Annotated in this window: 18 protein-coding genes; 3 read left to right on the plus strand and 15 right to left on the minus strand. The window is 42.9% G+C overall.

Translation table 11 applies throughout. From position 1 onward, the window contains the following. Positions 1-24: 24 nt before the first annotated feature. The 6 genes from mraY to mraZ are packed head-to-tail and all read right to left on the minus strand — an operon-like array spanning position 25 to position 6590. Complete coding sequence (mraY, locus tag IDJ75_RS20245; protein ID WP_191177484.1) at positions 25-1266, minus strand: phospho-N-acetylmuramoyl-pentapeptide-transferase; 1242 nt, start codon at positions 1264-1266, stop codon at positions 25-27. 10 nt (positions 1267-1276) lie between these two features. Further along, positions 1277-2737, minus strand: coding sequence for a UDP-N-acetylmuramoyl-L-alanyl-D-glutamate--2,6-diaminopimelate ligase (locus IDJ75_RS20250; protein WP_191177485.1), 1461 nt, complete (start codon positions 2735-2737; stop codon positions 1277-1279). Then, the gene (locus IDJ75_RS20255; RefSeq protein ID WP_191177486.1) at positions 2734-4824 is read right to left on the minus strand and encodes a penicillin-binding protein; all 2091 of its coding nucleotides are present in this window, start codon (positions 4822-4824) and stop codon (positions 2734-2736) included. Before IDJ75_RS20255 ends, IDJ75_RS20250 begins: the two co-directional genes overlap by 4 nt. After that, on the minus strand, positions 4821-5234 hold the full coding sequence (locus IDJ75_RS20260; protein ID WP_191177487.1) for an FtsL-like putative cell division protein: 414 nt from the start codon (positions 5232-5234) through the stop codon (positions 4821-4823). The genes IDJ75_RS20255 and IDJ75_RS20260 overlap by 4 nt, the downstream gene beginning before the upstream one ends. Further along, positions 5231-6133, minus strand: a complete 903-nt coding sequence (gene rsmH, locus IDJ75_RS20265; protein ID WP_191177488.1) for a 16S rRNA (cytosine(1402)-N(4))-methyltransferase RsmH — start codon at positions 6131-6133, stop codon at positions 5231-5233. The genes IDJ75_RS20260 and rsmH overlap by 4 nt, the downstream gene beginning before the upstream one ends. After that, on the minus strand, positions 6126-6590 hold the full coding sequence (mraZ, locus tag IDJ75_RS20270) for a division/cell wall cluster transcriptional repressor MraZ (protein ID WP_191177489.1): 465 nt from the start codon (positions 6588-6590) through the stop codon (positions 6126-6128). Before mraZ ends, rsmH begins: the two co-directional genes overlap by 8 nt. A 158-nt stretch (positions 6591-6748) precedes the next feature. Here mraZ and purU point away from each other — a divergent pair, with 158 nt between their 5' ends. The 3 genes from purU to IDJ75_RS20285 all read left to right on the plus strand — a co-directional run bounded on the left by purU (position 6749) and on the right by IDJ75_RS20285 (position 9970). Then, positions 6749-7573, plus strand: a complete 825-nt coding sequence (gene purU, locus IDJ75_RS20275; RefSeq protein WP_191177490.1) for a formyltetrahydrofolate deformylase — start codon at positions 6749-6751, stop codon at positions 7571-7573. A 75-nt stretch (positions 7574-7648) separates the two neighbouring features. Further along, positions 7649-8755, plus strand: a complete 1107-nt coding sequence (locus tag IDJ75_RS20280; protein ID WP_191177491.1) for a toxin-antitoxin system YwqK family antitoxin — start codon at positions 7649-7651, stop codon at positions 8753-8755. A 33-nt stretch (positions 8756-8788) separates the two neighbouring features. After that, positions 8789-9970, plus strand: coding sequence for a toxin-antitoxin system YwqK family antitoxin (locus tag IDJ75_RS20285; protein WP_191177492.1), 1182 nt, complete (start codon positions 8789-8791; stop codon positions 9968-9970). Between the two features lies 1 nt (position 9971). Here IDJ75_RS20285 and IDJ75_RS20290 read toward each other — a convergent pair whose 3' ends face one another. The 9 genes from IDJ75_RS20290 to IDJ75_RS20330 form a co-directional block, all read right to left on the minus strand. After that, positions 9972-11495 (minus strand): glycoside hydrolase family 32 protein, encoded by a 1524-nt coding sequence (locus IDJ75_RS20290; RefSeq protein WP_191177493.1) that lies wholly within the window; start codon positions 11493-11495, stop codon positions 9972-9974. Between the two features lie 85 nt (positions 11496-11580). Further along, the gene (locus IDJ75_RS20295; protein WP_191177494.1) at positions 11581-11889 is read right to left on the minus strand and encodes a hypothetical protein; all 309 of its coding nucleotides are present in this window, start codon (positions 11887-11889) and stop codon (positions 11581-11583) included. Between the two features lie 224 nt (positions 11890-12113). Continuing rightward, positions 12114-12545: a tail fiber domain-containing protein gene (locus IDJ75_RS20300; protein ID WP_191177495.1), complete on the minus strand. Its 432-nt coding sequence runs from the start codon at positions 12543-12545 to the stop codon at positions 12114-12116. A gap of 70 nt (positions 12546-12615) precedes the next feature. Further along, the gene (locus IDJ75_RS20305) at positions 12616-12942 is read right to left on the minus strand and encodes a hypothetical protein (RefSeq protein ID WP_191177496.1); all 327 of its coding nucleotides are present in this window, start codon (positions 12940-12942) and stop codon (positions 12616-12618) included. Positions 12943-12984: 42 nt separating this feature from the next. After that, complete coding sequence (locus IDJ75_RS20310) at positions 12985-13401, minus strand: VOC family protein (RefSeq protein ID WP_191177497.1); 417 nt, start codon at positions 13399-13401, stop codon at positions 12985-12987. Between the two features lie 246 nt (positions 13402-13647). Continuing rightward, the gene (locus IDJ75_RS20315; RefSeq protein WP_191177498.1) at positions 13648-15501 is read right to left on the minus strand and encodes a CocE/NonD family hydrolase; all 1854 of its coding nucleotides are present in this window, start codon (positions 15499-15501) and stop codon (positions 13648-13650) included. An 81-nt stretch (positions 15502-15582) separates the two neighbouring features. Next, positions 15583-16290, minus strand: a complete 708-nt coding sequence (locus IDJ75_RS20320; RefSeq protein WP_191177499.1) for a hypothetical protein — start codon at positions 16288-16290, stop codon at positions 15583-15585. A gap of 76 nt (positions 16291-16366) precedes the next feature. After that, complete coding sequence (locus IDJ75_RS20325) at positions 16367-16849, minus strand: DUF2314 domain-containing protein (protein ID WP_191177500.1); 483 nt, start codon at positions 16847-16849, stop codon at positions 16367-16369. 86 nt (positions 16850-16935) lie between these two features. Continuing rightward, a complete protein-coding gene (locus tag IDJ75_RS20330; protein ID WP_191177501.1) occupies positions 16936-18129 on the minus strand; it encodes a phosphoglycerate kinase in 1194 nt (397 codons plus the stop codon). Positions 18130-18209 lie beyond the last annotated feature (80 nt).

Genomic DNA, 18209 nt, shown 5'->3' on the forward strand with positions numbered 1-18209 from the left:
TCTTGATCTTACTTCTTAATTCTCTTATCTCAGCTTGAGCGTTATCACCGTTATAATCGCCAGGAATATGCAGATGATCCAAAACCGGGTTACGATCTTTGATTCGTGAAAACCTTTCTTTTGATAATGGTGATGCAGCGGCGCCATCAGGAAGATCCTGCGGCCTTCGCCATATTTACGTTTGGTGAACTTAAACCAGCCCACCTGCATAATTACTGACAGGTTCTCTACCAGAAACACGCCGCATAATACCGGCACCAGCAACTCCTTACGGATAATAATAGCGAACACAGCTATGATACCGCCTATAGCCAAACTGCCGGTATCGCCCATAAACACCTGCGCCGGGTAAGAATTGTACCACAAAAAGCCAACACACGCACCTACAAAGGCTCCGGCAAAAATCACCAGTTCGCCCGAGTTGGGTATATACATAATATTCAGGTAATCGGCTATCATGGTGTTACCAGATACGTAAGCCAGTATGGCCAGTGTTAACCCGATGATTGCTGAAGTACCCGTTGCCAGCCCGTCAATACCATCGGTAATATTTGCACCGTTTGATACCGAAGTAATGATAACGATAACAAAAACCATAAATACAAGCAAAGCATAATGCTCGTACCCGGGGCCAATAAACTTTAATACTTTGGCATAATCAAACTCGTTGTTCTTGTAAAAAGGCATGGTTGTTTTGGTCGATTTTACATCCTGCGTGTAAACAGGCTTATCGCCACGCATATGAAAATCAACCGGCACGTCATACTTAACAGGCAGTTTAACTTCTTGCCTGATGGTAATGTTGGTATGGAAGTACATCGTCCACCCGATGATGAGCGCCAGACCTACCTGCCCGGTTATTTTAAACTTGCCGGCAAGCCCTTCCTTATTCTTTTTAAATACTTTAATATAATCATCCAGAAAGCCTATTAAACCCAGCCAGATGGTAGTAACCAGCATCATGATGATATATATATTATCGAGTTTGGCAAACAATAACGTAGGTATAAGTATCCCTAAAATGATAATGATACCACCCATTGTAGGCGTACCCGATTTTTGCATTTGTCCTTCCAGCCCCAGGTTACGTACAGTTTCGCCAACCTGTTTAAAGCGCAGGTAATCTATCAGCCTGCGGCCGTAAACCGTTGTAACCAACAACGATACTATTACCGCCATAGCCATACGGAATGTGATGTATTGCATTACACCTATCCCGGGGATACTGTAATTTTTACTCAGATAGCTAAATAGATAATATAGCATCGGCTTTGTGTTAATTCAGTTCTTTAAATTGTTCAAGCAACTCTTTCATATCATCAAAATGGTTTTTCACGCCATTTATCTCCTGGTATTTTTCATGTCCCTTACCGGCAAGCAGTATAATATCTCCCGGCTGCGCAAACATGCAGGCCGTTTTAATAGCCTCGCGCCTGTCAGCAATACTTACAGTATGGCGTTTAAAGGCGGGGTCTATCCCTTCTTCCATATCCTTTATGATCTGGGCGGGGTCTTCGGTACGCGGGTTGTCTGATGTAAGGATCACCTTGTCGCTCCATTCGGTAGCAACCTTTGCCATAACTGGGCGTTTGGTTTTGTCCCTGTCGCCCCCGCAGCCAATTACGGTTATTACTTTTTCGCTTCCCTTACGGATGTCATGAATAGTGCTCAGCACATTCTGCACCGCATCCGGGGTGTGGGCGTAATCAACAATTCCTATTATTTTATTTGGTGATACAATGTATTCAAACCTGCCTTCGGCACCGGTTAATTTGCTCAGGCTAACCAGTACTTTTGATTTATCCTGCTCCAGTAATAAAGCCGCCGAATAAACAGCCAAAAGGTTATAAGCATTGAATGTACCTACCAGTTTAAACCACACCTCTTCGCTATCAATATTTAGCAGCAGGCCGCCAAACTGGTTTTCAATAATACGGGCCTTATAATCGGCCATACTTTTTAAACCATAAGTTTTTTTGTGTGCCGGTGTGTTCTGCAGCATCACATTACCATTTTTATCATCGCTGTTTGTAAGTGCGAACGCGCTTTTTGGCAGGGTATCAAAAAATGCTTTTTTGGCTTTCAGGTAGCTCTCAAATGTTTTATGGTAATCCAAATGGTCATGCGTAAGATTCGAGAATATACCCCCCGAAAACTTCAACCCTTCAATACGATGTTGTGCGATAGCGTGCGAGCTCACTTCCATAAAGCAATAATCGCAGCCTTCATCCACCATATCGCTCAGTAACTTATTCAAAGCAACCGGATCAGGCGTAGTATGGGTAGAGGGGATAACGCGGCCGTTCACCTGGTTCTCTACCGTTGAAAGCAAACCACATTTATAGCCCATATCCCTAAACAGCTTATAAAGTAGTGTAGCAATAGTGGTTTTACCGTTTGTACCGGTAACACCAACCAGTTTTAGGTTTGATGACGGGTTCTCGTAAAAATTAGCAGCGATGGTTCCCAAAGCCTTTGCCGAATCGGCAACCATTAAAAAATCAACCTCGGTAGCAGTATGTGCAGGTAGTTCCTCGCAGATAACAGCTATTGCCCCATCTTTTATGGCCTGGTCAATATAATCATGCCCATCAACGGCGGTACCTTTTACGGCTACAAACATGCAGCCCGGCACCACCCGGCGCGAATCAAAAACAATTGCAGATATCTCCACATCGGCACTTCCCTGTAATTCGGTAAATGCCACCCCCTCTAATATATCGCTCAAATATCTCATTGCAGTTCTATTATTATTTTTGAACCTTTCGGTATAATGCTACCCCCGGTTACCGATTGCGTGGTTACCGAGCCGCTGCCCTTTACCGATACCTTATAGCCTGCGTTACCCAAGGCATAAAGCGCATCGCTTAAGCCCATACCGGTAACATTTGGCACCGTGCCTGTTTTATATTTATTATCCTCAGATACTATGCCGCTGCTGGTATCAACGCCTGTTGGCGTAGCCGATGCATACAGTGGTTTTATACCAAGGTTGTTGTACACTTTTTTTAAAGCTTTAAGGTTACCCTGTTTAAATTTAGGCAGCGTAGTATTACCTATTAAGTGTGAAGGGGCCTGGTTCAACTCCATATCGCCCGCATATATCCTATCGGCAATTTCCCTGAAAGCAGGGCCCGAAACTGATGCCGCATAGTAGCCGTTCTTAGGGTCGTTAATAACCACTATCAATGAGTACTTTGGCTTATCAGCCGGGAAGTACCCGCAAAAAGATGCCTGATATTGCTTTTTAGCTTTGTAGCCTTTATTAGCATCTGCAACCTGTGCGGTACCGGTTTTACCGGCTATTTTATATAACGGGTTATAAACGTATTCTTTACCGCTACCCTCTGTAACAACGCCTTCAAGCATTTCCTGCATCTTTTTCAGCGTTATATCAGAACATATTTTTTCGTTTACCGTGCGGGTTTGAAAACGCTCTACGGTGTTGCCTAACCTTCTTATCTCTTTTACAAAAACCGGCGTTACCAGCTTGCCATTATTTGCAACTGCATTATAAAAGGTTAACATTTTTAATGGGGTTAACTGCATTTCATAACCATAGGCCATTTGTGGCAGGGTCATGTTCTTGTTCCAGCTACGGTTGTTTGGATTTTTTACTACCGGTTGCGCTTCACCAGGTATCTGCAGTCCCATTTTCTCGTTGAGGTGCCAGTTGTATAAATGATCGGTGAATTTCGACTGATCGTTTTTGTAACCATTATTCACCAGGTAAGCAACCGCCGCGTTTGATGATTTCTCGAACGCTTTTTTTACCGTTACTCGGCCAATGCTTCCGTGTGAATCTTTAATGGTATGGCCCGGTATAGGATATTCACCCGTATTAACCATGGTATTGGTGTCTACCTTATGATCCTCCAGCAAGGCCATGTATGATGCCAGCTTAAAAGTTGAACCCGGATCCTGGTTCCCTGCAATAGCATAGTTAAATTTCTCTTTAAAAGAACCATCGGGCATGCGCGTGTAATTTGCAACTGCCCTTACTTCGCCTGTGGCCACTTCCATTAAAATAGCAGTACCATGATCGGCTTTGGTAATTATCAATTGCTTTTCTAACGCGCTTTGCACCAGGTCCTGCATATTCACATCAATGGTTGATATGATATCCGCCCCTTCTTTAGGTGCAATTTCATCTTCATCATTAATAGGCATCCAAACACCACCTGCCATGCGGCGCTCCATACGTTTACCGTTTTCGCCGTTTATATAGTTGGCGTATGCACCTTCAAGGCCTACGCCATTTTTTACGTTTTCGTTTTTATAACCAATGGTACGCTCCGCTAAAAAACGGAATGGCATGATGCGCCTGTTTTGCTGCACTGCAATTAACCCACCCTTATACTTACCCATGTTAAATATGGGGAACTTACGGATGTCCTTGAGTTGATTATAAGTAACCTTGCGCCTAACCAATTGATAACGCGATCTATCTTTACGCGCATCACGGAAAAGTCTTGAATATTCGCGTGCAGATTTATCACCAAAATAGTTCGCCAATTTCATCGAAAGCGAGTCTATCTTTTCATTAAATACCTTATCATTTTCAATGCCTCCGGCCAGCATATCCATGTGCAGCTCATACTCTGGCACCGATGTTGCCAGCAGGCTGCCATCTACCGCAAAAATATTACCTCTTGCCGCTTCTATGTTTTTGTAACGGGTTGACTGCACCCTTGACATAGCCTTCCATTTCTCCCCCTGCACAAATTGCACACGGCAAAGCTGAAATACCACCGCTGCTGCAAAAAGCAGGATCAACCCAAACGCAAGGTAAACCCTGACAAGTATGTTGGTTCTGATACTCATTCCTGTACGTCCTCCTTTACAGTTATTTTTTGCGGCGGTTGATTAGCCTCTTTAATACCTAACGTATCTACACGCTTGGCAACCTCGGTAAGTGTGCTTTTAAAGGCCAGATCAGCTTTGCTGCTTTTGTATTCCCAGCTCAGCTCTTTAACCTCTTTGCTTATTTTATCAATATCGCGTATGTTGTTTTCAGACAGGTGCCTGTTACCTATATATAACATTCCCAAAAAGGCCACGTAAAAAATAAAAGGCAAAGCACTGGTAGCAGCATCAGTAGTGACAACTCCATTTCTTAAGAATTGCGTAAAAAAGTTATCAGGAAGATCCTTTTTTACGGGTTTCTCTTCCACAATAAGCTTTTGCTCTTCTAATTCTTCCTCCTGAATTTCTGTACGTAAACGATTGGTCATTTTTTTACAGCTATCCTTAATTTAGCACTACGTGCCCTGTTATTACTTAATATCTCTTCATCGCTGGCTATAATAGCACCGCGACTAACCGCATCAAACGGGCGGTTGTTATTACCATACAGGTCCTTCTCTACCTCGCCGCTGAATTTGCCTTTGGCGATAAAATTCTTCACCAGCCTGTCCTCCAGCGAATGATACGACATTACTACCAGCCTGCCGCCGGTTGCCAGCACATCTGCCGACTGTATTAAAAAATCTTTCAAGGCTTCCAGCTCCTGGTTCACCTCAATCCTTAGCGCCTGAAAAACCTGCGCCAGGTATTTATTTTCTTTCCCCCTCGGGGTGATATTGCTTATTGCGTTCTTCAGATCAGCAATGGTAACTATCGGGCCATTCAACCTTGCAGTTACAATGGTTTTAGCCAGCGATTTTGCGTTTTGCACTTCCCCATACATCCCAAAAATGCGGTGCAGATCGGCCTCGCTGTAATTGTTCACCACCTCTTTAGCACTCAGGTCTGATGCCTGGTTCATGCGCATATCCAGTTCGGCATCAAAACGGATGGAAAAACCACGCTCGGCCTGGTCAAACTGATATGATGATACGCCAAGGTCTGCAAGTATCCCGTCAACCGGGATAGCATCATGCAAACGGGTAAAGTTTTTCAGATACCTGAAGTTTTGATCGATGAAGGTAAACCTGTCATCATCTATCATATTTTGCTGCGCATCAGCATCCTGGTCAAAAGCCAGCAAACGCCCGCCACCACCAAGATGTTTCATGATCTCGCGCGAGTGACCGCCACCGCCAAAGGTCACATCAACATAAGTACCGTTTGGCTTAATATTTAAAGCCTCTATGCACTCAGCCAGCATAACTGGGGTATGGTAATTACTCATCACGCCCCCTTCCTTTATTAGCCATTACCTCTTCGGCTAATGCCGCAAAGTTTTCAGGCTCATTGCTTATCATTTTCTCGTGCGCTTTTTTGTCCCAAACCTCTACTTTATTAAGCATGCAGGTTAAAACAACCTCGTTGGTAATGCCTGCATAATCCAATAAATTCTTCGGCAGGTTAACCCTTCCGGTACCGTCGGGCTGCAAACTTGTTGCGCCGGCGGTAAAATATCTTACAAACTGGATTGCTTTTCTATCGTATTCGTTAAGTTTGCTCAGTTCGTCAAGTTTCTTGTCCCATTCCCGTTTAGTGTAAATAACAAGATAGTTCTCAAGGCCACGATTGATCACAAGACCCTCTTTCTCAGCTTCTGGAAGCTGTTTCTTAAGGTCCGAAGGGATCATCATCCGCCCTTTGGCATCCAGTTTACAATTAAATTCTCCGGTTAAATAGGACATTCTTTACGGTCAACAATATTTGTAATGTAAAAGTATATTACTTTTACCACTTTATGACACTTTTTACCACCAAAAAGTTTTCAACATTTTTGATGTTTTTTCGGCTATGTTATTTTCTCAATAATGATAGCTTTGAGACAGTATTTATTAGCTAAAGAATGATCATTGTTATACAGTGCGCCGACCGCGTAGGCCTGGTTGCAGCCATATCCGGCTTGTTAGCCCAGAAAGAGCTCAATATAATCAGCATGCATGAGCATGTAGACAATACCGCCAACCTGTTTTTTATGCGCCTTGAGGTAGATAAAACAATTGGCGCAGAGGAACTTGAAGAAAACCTGCGCGAAATTTTACCGGCAGATGCGCTCATTAAAATAAACCCCGTTCCCGAAAAAAAGATAATTGTACTGGTAACCAAAGAATACCATTGCCTGGCTGATATACTGGTGCGTAATTATTTTAAAACGCTGGGCGCCAGCGTACAGTGCGTAATTGGCAACCACGATACCCTGCAGGATATTTGCCGGCGTTTTGATGTACCTTTTTATCATTTACCCGCAACCGCTGATAAAAATTTGTATGAGCAAAGCTTGGTTAATACCATCAAAAAGTACGAATATGACTACCTGGTTCTGGCCAAGTTTATGCGGATTTTATCGCATGATTTTGTGAGCCATTTCCCGATGCAGATCATTAACATCCACCACTCCTTTTTACCGGCATTTGCAGGCGCCAGCCCCTACCGACAGGCATACGAGCGCGGCGTAAAACTAATAGGCGCCACCGCCCATTATGTTACCGACGAACTGGACGAAGGCCCCATCATCGCGCAGCAAATAATACCTGCCAATCACTCGCTGAATGTGCAGGATATGGTAAAGGCCGGTAAGGAAATAGAAACCGCCGTATTAGCCAAAGCACTTAAACTTGTTTTTGACGATAGAGTATTTGTCTATAAAAATAAAACGGTGGTACTGGAGTAACCACTTGTAACAATTTTTAAACAGATGGTTTTAATTGGTAAATAATTGTATTTTAACAGTACGATTACCCCGATAATGAAACTATCCCTAACCACCTTTATCACAGCACTTTGCTGTTGCTCAGCATATGCACAAGGCCCTGTTCAAAGAAACATCCGACTGGATTTTATTAAAGGCGACAGTACCCGTTTAAGTTTTAACGAAGAATTTAACCTGATTGAGGACAGCTGCAGCCAGGTTTATCGGTATGCGCATCTCAACATACAGGAAAAAAAATTCACCGGATCATTTAAAGACGTAAGCCGTGCAGATCAAAAGCTGCTGATTACCCAGGGCACGTATTCGGCAGATGGACTTAAAGAGGGCCCATTTATTATTAATTATTTAAACGGCAATCCGCAGGCAAAAGGCAATTTTAAAAATGGCCTTTTTGATGGCAAATGGGAAATATTTTACGATACAGGTAAACCACTCATGACGTTTGAGGCCAATGGGGCCGACATAAAGATTATTGATGTGTGGGACGATAAGGGCATTAAAACGGTTAACAATGGCAATGGCACCTACAGGGCAGATATGCCCCCTTATATGTACTGGAAAGGTAAATTGCTTAATGGACGGCCGGATGGCAAGTGGAAGGCTAAAAAGGTGGCAGACGATACCGACCTATCTTCCGAAATATTTAAAAACGGCACTTTTCAAAAAGGCAACACCTCAATTTCAGAATATACCGATAAATCGAGGATAGTACTTATTTCACCTACTTTTTTCCCGTTCGTATCGGCCGAGTACCTTTTGATATCCCGCGTTCCATGCGATGGTGATTTTGTAAAACAAAAAAATGTTGTTAATGCCAGTTACTCAGGCGGGATCAATTCATTTTCGGACCATATTGGTGAGGTCGTAGCCAGTTACCTGAACACTGTCGACCTGAAATCGTACGATGAACAGCTTGTTTTAGAAGGAGAAATAACCGAACAGGGCAGCATAGCAAAACTAAAGGAAATCAATCCGTTTAACATCAGCATATCGCAGGGGGTAATTAACAAGCTACATACTTTGCCACGTTTAAAACCAGCCACTGTTGATGGCAAACCTGTTAAACAAGGCTTCAGCATTACGCTTAGGATCCATAACGGTATGTATAGTTTTAATTATCGGTTTTTACCGGTACAGCCGTAATTTTAAAATAAGACCTTACTTATCTCGATTGTTATGAAAATATTTTCTGCTGTACTTGTTTTGTGCCTGTCACATTTATTTTTCTCAATAGATGCCTCTGCACAAGAAAGTGAAGAGCCACGCAATATTAATATCAAGTATATACAGGAAGACAGTGTTTCTATTACCCTAAACGAGAGTTTTGACATGATAGAGGATAGCTGCAGCCAGATAATACGCTTTACTCATTTTAATGCAGACGAAAAGAAATTTTATGGTGCTTTTACAGATGTAAGCAGGTTAGACTCCAACGTAATTTTAACACAAGGTTTGTATGATAAAAGCGGTCTTAAGCAGGGGCTTTTTATATCTCGTTACGTAAACGGAAACTTACAGGCAAAGGGCCGGTACAAAAACAATGTTTTTGATGGCAAATGGGAAACCTACTACGAAAATGGAAAGCCTCACACTATTTTTATAGCTGTAAGCAATTCAATAATTGTACAGGATTCATGGGCTATAACCGGCGAAAAGGTAGTTGATAACGGCACCGGCGAATACATGGTGAGCCTTGCAAACGATAACGACGGCGGGCGGGCAGTCTGGAAAGGTAAGCTTTTGAACGGAAAACCGGAAGGCACCTGGCAGCTTGTTATAAACAGTAACGGTCTTGTGAAGGTTATAAACACCGAAACTTTTAAAGACGGGCATTTTGTAAAGGGTATTGGCATAACCGGCAACTACAAAAATGCATCAAGAGTAGTAATGATGCCACCAGAGGCTTTACCATTTTTACAAGCAGAAAACATGGCCATTTCAAGTTATCCGTGCAATGCCAATACCCCAATGTTTACCGAAAACATCATAAAACATGATGATAACATTTACTTAGATGCGCACTATGAGGCTAATAGGTATGATTTCAGATCGGAACTTTTTAGCAGTTTATTCAATAAAACTCGCGGCAATAGCTCCCCTTTCCTTGGGCTATTTGATATACACTTAACAGCAGAAATTGACGAATTGGGAAAATTCAAAAATATAAAAACCGCCGGCACTGCAGACATAGGAATGGAAAGCGCAGTAATATCGGCATTACACGACATGCCTATATTAAAACCTGCTACAATTAACGGGAAAGTAGTAAAACAAAAGTTTACACTAACCTATCTTTATGACAAAAAAACCAAGCACTATTCTATAGACTATAAATTTTTACCTCTAAACCAACATTAGCTTACCAAATTGACTTTAACGGCTGTATTTGTAAATGCTCTATCTCCATGCCGTTGTTTATAATGCTTAAACGGTTGTAAGGCTTTTTGGGGAAGAACACACCGGTAAGGTTGCTTAGCCCGCCATCGGCAAATAGTTCGATAGATGAAACATCTACAACCAGCTCAAAATCTGAAGTAAGCGATGTTGACAGCCTTGGCGCGTATGCTTTGGGCATGAATTGCTTACTGAATTTATTTTGTCCGGCTTTGGTACGGTCGATATAATAGCGGCTGTTTTTGGCATCGTAACCAACTACAAGCGCCTCGCCTGCATCGTTAGATAGCATTACCGAGTAATCTTTAACAGCTTTTGTATTAAACTTAAGCGTGTACTGCGTTGGCGTTTGTTTTATCACCGAAAAGATATTGTTGTTTTTTGCCAGCAATTCGGCATCTACCTTAATGGTTTTAGTTACAATTTTATCTAACTCTTCTACCGGGGTTGATGTTAGCCAGATATCGCCCGCGGTAAGTTTTAAGGAAAGCTCGCGCGGTATAGTCATGGCGTTTCGCCATTTTAGGGTTGGCACATCGTTGGCATAAAACCAGTTGCCCATCCATCCTAAAAATACTTTGCGGTTGCCGGTGTTGCCCCATGTTACCCCTGCATAATTATCAGGGCCAAAGTCAATCCATTTGGTTTGGTTACTGCTGGGTATAAACTTGCTGCCATCAAAATGCCCCACAAAGTATTGCGTAGCCGAGCCGCCATTTGGACCGCCCGGGTTTATGCTTACCAGTAAAACCCAATATTCTTTACCGTTTAGTTTAAGCGGGAAAAGATCGGGGCATTCCCAAACGCCACCGTGCGCACCAAGCATCTGGCCAAAATCGCTTTCTTTTTTCCAGTCCTTAAGGTTTGGCGATGAATAGAAGGTTATCCTGTCTTTAGTGGCCAGGCTCATTACCCATTTGTTACCTGCTGCGTACCAAAACACTTTAGGGTCGCGGAAATCTTTAATACCGGGATTTTTAAGCACCGGGTTGGCGGCATATTTCGTCCAGGTGGCACCTTCATCAAGGCTATAGGCAATACTTTGATTTTGAAATACAGATGAACCCGACTTCTCCCCTTTTGGGTCGTGGTGAGTAAATATGGCTACCATGGCGGGTTTGCCCTTTGTGCCAAAACCCGAGGTATTATTCTCATCAACCACCACGCTGCCGCTGAATATATATCCCAGTTTATCGGGGTAAAGGGCAATAGGCATCTGTTTCCAATGGATCAGATCTTTACTCACGGCATGCCCCCAGTGCATTGGGCCCCAAACTGTAGCTTTAGGGTAATGCTGAAAAAACAAGTGATAAGTACCTTTATAGTATACCATCCCGTTAGGGTCGTTTGTCCACATTGTTTTGGGCGAGAAGTGCGCCTGCGGACGGTATGGTTCGTGGTATAATTTAGCGTTTGTTGCTTTTTGAGCCTTTGATGATATGGCAGCCAAAACAATGCAGCCTGCGATTAATACTTTTTTAATATCCATTGCTTATAATTCAATTAGGTAAATACTTAGCCTAAGTAAAGCTATGCACTATAAACTGAATTGTAACAATGATAGTATGATATTGTTAGTCGAATTTTACAGTATCGGGGCCTGATAGTTTGGCTACATGGCAATTACAGCCGCCTGATATTTTTACAATAACCTTTTTAACCTGGCCCGTTGCTTTGCTTTTGGCGGTTATTTCAACATCATCGCCTTCGGTAGAAAACTCAGTTTTTATCCCATCGTTAGCTACCAATACATAACCGGCAACATAATCAATAATTGGATCTGTAGGTATGCGTGTTACCGGTTTGTCCGTACGTAAGTTTTTTAGGGAGTACTCTTCTACAATGGTTGGTTTGCCCTGGTTATCGGTAAACGCAACTCTCAAAAAAACAGCCTGAGCTGTGCAAAATTGGTTGGCGTCACATCCTGATTTTTTTGCACTTTTTTTTGCAGGCCGATAAACTGGTGGCCAACATTAATACTAAAAGTAGCTTTTTATACATAATTGGTTGGTTTATATCTATTACGCACTACAAATCTATTGCGTAACAGCCCATGTATAATAAACCTGTAACACGGTTTACGCCACGTGTTACAGGCTTATTAAAATCACCTGGCCTGCTTTAACTTTTGCACTTCCTGCTTTAGCATTTCAATCTGGGCTTGTTGCTCTTTGATGGCTCCAACCAGTAAAGGCACCAGCTTTTGCAGGTCTACTTCGGCTGTGGTAATGGTACGTGGGTTGTTTTTACCCGCGTTGTACCAATTGTTATGCGTAGTTATAATCGATGGCACCACTTGCTTTGCATCGCCGGCAATAAAACCGAATTGCATACCTGCGGGCAGGTTTAACTGTTTATAATCGCCCCGGTTATATTCGTAACTAACGGGTTGCAGGCGGGTGATATAACTTAATGAATTGGTAATGGGCGTAGTGTTTGTTTTGATCTGTGCATCGCTTACCTGCTGCGCTTTTGCAGTGAATGTAAATACAGATAATACAACAGATAATGACAATAAATATTGAACACGAATTTTCATGATAGTAAATTAAAATGATATAAATAGAATAGCCTGCAATATCTGCCGACCGTTAATATAAACCGAAGAATCAGCCTATATAGTTTGGCGGAGGGGTAGGCACCGGCGGCACCCACGCTAAATGAGCGGTAGGCTGCTTATGGGGGTAAGTAACCTTTGTTAAACTGATATATAGATAGGGGATCTTTAAATCCAACTCACTCGCCCAAAGTTCTTTTAGCTTGTTTTCTTTGGTTTCGGTGCGTTCGGGGGTGGTTTCGTCATCGTTGGCAATCGGGCTATTGTTTTGTGCGATGTGATTTTTAGTAAGCAGCGAAACCACAGAGATGCCAGTACTTTCCAAAATAGAAAATATGCAGATAAATACCAGTAAATATTTTAAGCTGGAAAATTGCATAACACTAAATTACTATGCAAACATAGTAATTATTAAAAATGTTTACAAAACCTGGTTAAATTCCAACCGTTCGCCATCGGGCCCGGTAATGTTAAAGTACTTGCAGCCGCTGGCCCAAAACTGCAGGAATACAGGTTCCGCCTCTATGATATTAAAGCCGGCTCGCTTTATGGTATCAAAAGCCTCATCAATATCAGGCACATCAAAAGCAACATGGTCTATATGGCCGTTCCTGCGGGTGCGGATCTCTGATAGACCAGGCTCGGGCAGTTGGTACAGTTCAATGACCATGCTATCGCGCTTCATCATTATACAGGTGCCGCGTGCGCCCTCTTCGCCAAAACCGCCCTGCATTACATTGGCAAAGCCTAAACGACCGTAAAACGCCTCTGAAACGTCCATATTAGTCACCGGGATACCGATATGCTGGATGGCGGTGATGTTGATGATATTTTGCATACGTTGATCAAATTAACCGATTTTCGTTAAACTTCGATTATCAGGTGTTCACGTTCACAGCCGTGAACGCTCATGAACATTTATGAACACCTGATAATCAATTATTTAATATTACTAACAAATCAGAGCTAGCAGGCAGCTTGCTTAGCTCTTGCTCACTTTAACCAGAGATAAAGGGCATTCCCGGACATGCTGAGATTGCCACGTCGCTATCGCTCCTCGCAACGACATGGTGGCAATAATACCTTACATCACCCTCACCTTCAAATAACTTGGATGTGCTTTTGAGCTGTACACTTTATGCGTTGCTTTCTTAAAGTCGGTATCTTTGGCTTTCATAATATCCTGGAACTGCTGGGTGTTCCTGTCAATCAACGGGAACCAGGTGCTTTGGATCTGCACCATAATACGGTGGCCTTTTTTAAAGGTGTGCAGCACATCCTGCAGCTCAAAATTTACCGGGGTTACCTTACCGGGCACAAAGGCCTCGGGTTTTTCAAAGCTATTGCGGAACTTGCCACGCATAGCCTCGCTGCGTACCATTTGCTCATAACCGGCCATGCTTACATCTTTACCCGTAAACTTATTGTTAGCGGCGGTATCCGGGTAAACATCTAATACTTTTACAACCCAGTCGGCATCGGTGCCGGTGGTGCTTACCTTCAGGTTTGCCCAAATGTTCCCGGCAATGGTAACGTCCTTATCCAGTACTTCAGTTTTGTAGGTTAGCACGTCCGGGCGTTTTTCGGCAAAGCGCTGGTCGGCGGTCATGTATTCGCGTTTCATGTCAAAGTCAATACCATCAATAAACGGCACCGGGTTCATCGGGTCTGATACAAACTCTTTAAAATCATCGGTAGCAGCAGTAGGCGCCGCGAAGGATAATTTACCGCCCGGCAGCAGGTACAGGTTTTTCTCCTGGGCTTCGGCAGGTGGCCATGCCTTGTAGGTTTTCCATGAATTTACGCCCGTTTCAAAAGTGTTTACCTTCGGCAGATCAAGCGGGGTACCTTTCAGGTAATGACTAAAAAATGCAAACTCTATCTTCTCCCTGTAAAACGGACCTGTTGGTTCGCCAAAGCTAACGTCGCCCAAGTGGTCGCCGTTACCGCGTGCCCAGCCGCCATGTACCCATGGGCCCATAGCAAAATAAACAGGTGTGGTTGGGTTCTTTTTCACCAACACTTTATAGGTGTTGATGGCGCCGTATAAATCCTCGGCATCGTACCAGCCGCCGGTAACCAGTACCGCGGTTTTAATATCGTGCAGGTGGGTTAACACGTTGCGGTCTTTCCAGTGCTGATCATAATTTGGGTGATCCATCATTTCGTTCCACAGGCGGATGGTATCTTTGTAATATTTTACGTTGGAGTTGCGCATGCTGCCCATATCCAAAAAGAACTTATAGCCATCCTCGGTACCGGGGTTAAAGCCTTTAGCCCTGCGTTGGGTTGGTTTATCATCCTGCCTGTTGGTAAAGCCCGGATAAAAGCCAAAGTTAGCTACCAGCATAAATGCGCCGTTATGAAAGGCGTCGTCGCGGTACAGATCTGCAATCGGGGCCTGCGGCGATGCGGCAACCAGCGCCGGGTGGCGGCTTAACAGTGCTGTTGTAGTATAAAAGCCCGGATAAGATATACCCCATACCCCTACCTTGCCATTGTTATTCGGCAGGTTTTTAAGCAGCCAGTCTATAGTATCGTAAGTATCGGTACCTTCATCAACATCTTTATTGGTTTTATGCACCTCCAACTCGGGGGTCATTTCTTCGTAGATGCCCTCGCTCATCCAGCGGCCGCGTACATCCTGGTAAACAAATATGTACCCATCATGTAAAAATTGCGGCGAGGGGCCAAGGCTGCCTTTATATTTATCTGCCCCGTATGGGCCCACACTGTAGCAGGTACGGTCCATCATGATGGGGTATTTTTTAGTTTGGTCTTTAGGTACGTATACCGATGTGAACAGCTTTTTGCCGTCGCGCATGGGTATCTCGTATTCATATTTGGTATAGTTTTCTTTGACGTATGCAGCATCGCTTTGGGCGAAAGAGCTGAAAGCGAAAAGCAGAAAGGCTAAAGCTAAGAAAGTTCTTTTCATTTGTTTTTTGATTGATGCTTTAAAAGTAATGAATAAAACAAAAAAGGCGCTGACAAATCAGCGCCTTCCACAAAATCGTTACTAAAGTTGTGCCTGTTGTTTCTTGGTGTTATAAAGCTCAAGGCTGCTTTTCCCGTTAATAAGCCATTCAGCAACCTTAACCTTCATACTGTATCCGTCCCCAAGGTCTGTTGACATACTAAACGGGATAGAACAGCCTTTGTAAAATCTATAATCGTTTAAAAAAGTTTTAATACCGCCCTTTTCAACCATACTTAGCAAACCACTGTTCTGTTCATAATAATTGGTGTTTACAGATCCGTTTTGGGAGGTAAGAATAATCTTGTAACAGGGTACGCCGTTAATGTTTTCGAGCCCTGATACCTGCCGTTTATATTGCAATTTTATATAATTCATATCAGGAAGGATATATGATTGTAGTTGGTAATGATCAAGCGCGATGGTATCTGTTATTTTAGTCCGCTTGCCATTTTGTATGGCGATGGCAACACCTGAATCATATATCTCCATTATAGAAAGCCCGCCACCTTCCATGCTTTGATAAAACTTCCCCGGGCCGGCTTTAATCACCAGCATATTCAATTTTTTATCACCGATAGTTGCCTCTGCATGGAATTCTGATGTTTTTACCGCTGTCCATAGTTTCTCCCCTCCTATCACTTTTACATAGCGGGCTATAATGGCATCCGCAGATGGTAACTTTTGCGCTACTGCCGAAAAACTGATAAAACAAATAATAAAGCTTAACAAATAGTCCCGTTTTTTCATGGCATTAAAATAGGAAAATAACCTAAACAAAAAAGGCGCTGATAATTCAGCGCCTTACACAAAATCGTTACGGAAATTATTTACTCCCTTTTTGCTGGCTGCGTAAATATTTATCAGAAAAGTTCCCCAGATCGGTGTTACGCTTGTAATCATAAATGGCCCAGTCTTCCACATCTTTTTGGTTGATGAGCACAGGGGCGCCTATCTTAAGGTTTTTTAATACAATTGCCGAATCTGCAAATATCCCGGTAAACTTTCCATCGGCGTATTTATAAACCACGCTCCACATATGCTCGTGGTCTGCACCCTCCGCAAAATCCGATTTTACCAAAAACCTGTAGTTACTATCAAGTGCGTGTGGTTTAAGGCTATCCAGAAATATATGGAGCCTGGCCTGGGCCGTATCCTTAAATGCAGCAATTTTCTCGTCATCAGTTTTTAGATTAACCACTGAGGCTGTTTCTTTCTTATCCTGCTCTTTTTTATTTTTTTGCGTTTGGTTGCATGCCGCTAAAACCAATATGGATAGCGCACCCGCTTTTAATATATTTTTCATCATGGCAGTAATGGTGTTGATACAGTATAATTTATAAACAAAAAAGGCAATCATTGTTTATGATTGCCTTCCTTAATATGCTTATTATTTTAATCTTCGTTAATAGCCTTAACGCCCGGCAGTTCTTTACCTTCCATATATTCCAGTAATGCACCACCACCTGTTGATACGTAGCTAACATCTTTGGTCATATCAAACTTGGCTACAGCTGCGGCAGAGTCGCCACCGCCAATTAATGAGAAAGCACCGTTGTCGGTAGCTTTAGCTACGGCTTCGGCAATGGCTTTGGTACCTACCAAAAACTTTTCCATTTCAAAAACACCCATAGGGCCATTCCAAAGGATTGTTTTTGATTCTTCAACAATCTTGCTGAATAGCTTAACGGTTTCAGGGCCAATATCCAATCCCATCCAGTTATCCGGAATTTGGCCTGTTTTAGCAACATCGGTATTGGCATCATTACCAAATTTATCGGCAATCACATTATCTACAGGCAATAACAGGTTCACACCTTTTTCTTTTGCCTTTTTAACCAGGCTGCGTGCCAGGTCGAGTTTATCAGCTTCAACTAATGATGTGCCAATGCTGCCACCATCTGCCTTAGCAAAAGTGTAAGCCATACCACCGCCGATGATCAGGTTATCTACCTTATCCAGTAGTTTTTCTATCAGTTCTATCTTGTCAGACACCTTTGAACCACCCATTATAGCAGTAAATGGTTTCGGGGCATCGTTCAATATTTTTTCAGCATTGTTTAATTCGGCAGCCATCAGGTAACCAAATACTTTTGCATCAGGGAAAAATTGCGCTATAACTGCTGTTGAAGCGTGTGCGCGGTGAGCGGTACCAAAGGCATCATTCACATACACATCACCTAATTTTGAAAGTTTTTCGGCAAAAGCTTTATCACCTTTTTCTTCTTCTTTATAAAAACGCAGGTTCTCTAATAATAACACTTCGCCTTTTTCAAGCTCTTTTGATTTTTGGATAGCATCCTCACCAATACAGTCGTCAGCAAACTGTACTTGCTGGCCTAACAGGTCGGCTAGGTGAGGCACCACATGCTTTAAACTATATTTTTCTGTAGGGCCATCTTTGGGCCGGCCCAGGTGCGACATTAAAATAACGGCACCGCCATCTTTCAATATCTTTTTAATGGTGGGCAGGGCCGCAGTCATACGGTTATCATCGGTAATGTTATAATCCTCGTCCAGGGGAACATTAAAATCCACACGCACAAGGGCACGTTTACCGTTAAAACTGATCTGATCTATTGTCTTCATATTGATGTATATAATTTCATGAACGATGGCAAGTTGTCAAAATTTATCCTAATAGCCAACCCAAAAGTTAAAAAGATGTT

The organism is Mucilaginibacter rigui (assembly GCF_014773275.1).
GTDB classification, from domain to species: Bacteria; Bacteroidota; Bacteroidia; order Sphingobacteriales; family Sphingobacteriaceae; genus Mucilaginibacter; species Mucilaginibacter rigui_A.

Excerpts from the sequence above, each read along its gene's own strand:
- mraY (WP_191177484.1), bottom strand. The coding sequence starts at position 1,266 with ATGCTATATTATCTATTTAGCTATCTGAGTAAAAATTACAGTATCCCC.
- IDJ75_RS20250 (WP_191177485.1), bottom strand. The coding sequence starts at position 2,737 with ATGAGATATTTGAGCGATATATTAGAGGGGGTGGCATTTACCGAATTA.
- IDJ75_RS20255 (WP_191177486.1), bottom strand. The coding sequence starts at position 4,824 with ATGAGTATCAGAACCAACATACTTGTCAGGGTTTACCTTGCGTTTGGG.
- IDJ75_RS20260 (WP_191177487.1), bottom strand. The coding sequence starts at position 5,234 with ATGACCAATCGTTTACGTACAGAAATTCAGGAGGAAGAATTAGAAGAG.
- rsmH (WP_191177488.1), bottom strand. The coding sequence starts at position 6,133 with ATGAGTAATTACCATACCCCAGTTATGCTGGCTGAGTGCATAGAGGCT.
- mraZ (WP_191177489.1), bottom strand. The coding sequence starts at position 6,590 with ATGTCCTATTTAACCGGAGAATTTAATTGTAAACTGGATGCCAAAGGG.
- purU (WP_191177490.1), top strand. The coding sequence starts at position 6,749 with ATGATCATTGTTATACAGTGCGCCGACCGCGTAGGCCTGGTTGCAGCC.
- IDJ75_RS20280 (WP_191177491.1), top strand. The coding sequence starts at position 7,649 with ATGAAACTATCCCTAACCACCTTTATCACAGCACTTTGCTGTTGCTCA.
- IDJ75_RS20285 (WP_191177492.1), top strand. The coding sequence starts at position 8,789 with ATGAAAATATTTTCTGCTGTACTTGTTTTGTGCCTGTCACATTTATTT.
- IDJ75_RS20290 (WP_191177493.1), bottom strand. The coding sequence starts at position 11,495 with ATGGATATTAAAAAAGTATTAATCGCAGGCTGCATTGTTTTGGCTGCC.
- IDJ75_RS20300 (WP_191177495.1), bottom strand. The coding sequence starts at position 12,545 with ATGAAAATTCGTGTTCAATATTTATTGTCATTATCTGTTGTATTATCT.
- IDJ75_RS20305 (WP_191177496.1), bottom strand. The coding sequence starts at position 12,942 with ATGCAATTTTCCAGCTTAAAATATTTACTGGTATTTATCTGCATATTT.
- IDJ75_RS20310 (WP_191177497.1), bottom strand. The coding sequence starts at position 13,401 with ATGCAAAATATCATCAACATCACCGCCATCCAGCATATCGGTATCCCG.
- IDJ75_RS20315 (WP_191177498.1), bottom strand. The coding sequence starts at position 15,501 with ATGAAAAGAACTTTCTTAGCTTTAGCCTTTCTGCTTTTCGCTTTCAGC.
- IDJ75_RS20320 (WP_191177499.1), bottom strand. The coding sequence starts at position 16,290 with ATGAAAAAACGGGACTATTTGTTAAGCTTTATTATTTGTTTTATCAGT.
- IDJ75_RS20325 (WP_191177500.1), bottom strand. The coding sequence starts at position 16,849 with ATGATGAAAAATATATTAAAAGCGGGTGCGCTATCCATATTGGTTTTA.
- IDJ75_RS20330 (WP_191177501.1), bottom strand. The coding sequence starts at position 18,129 with ATGAAGACAATAGATCAGATCAGTTTTAACGGTAAACGTGCCCTTGTG.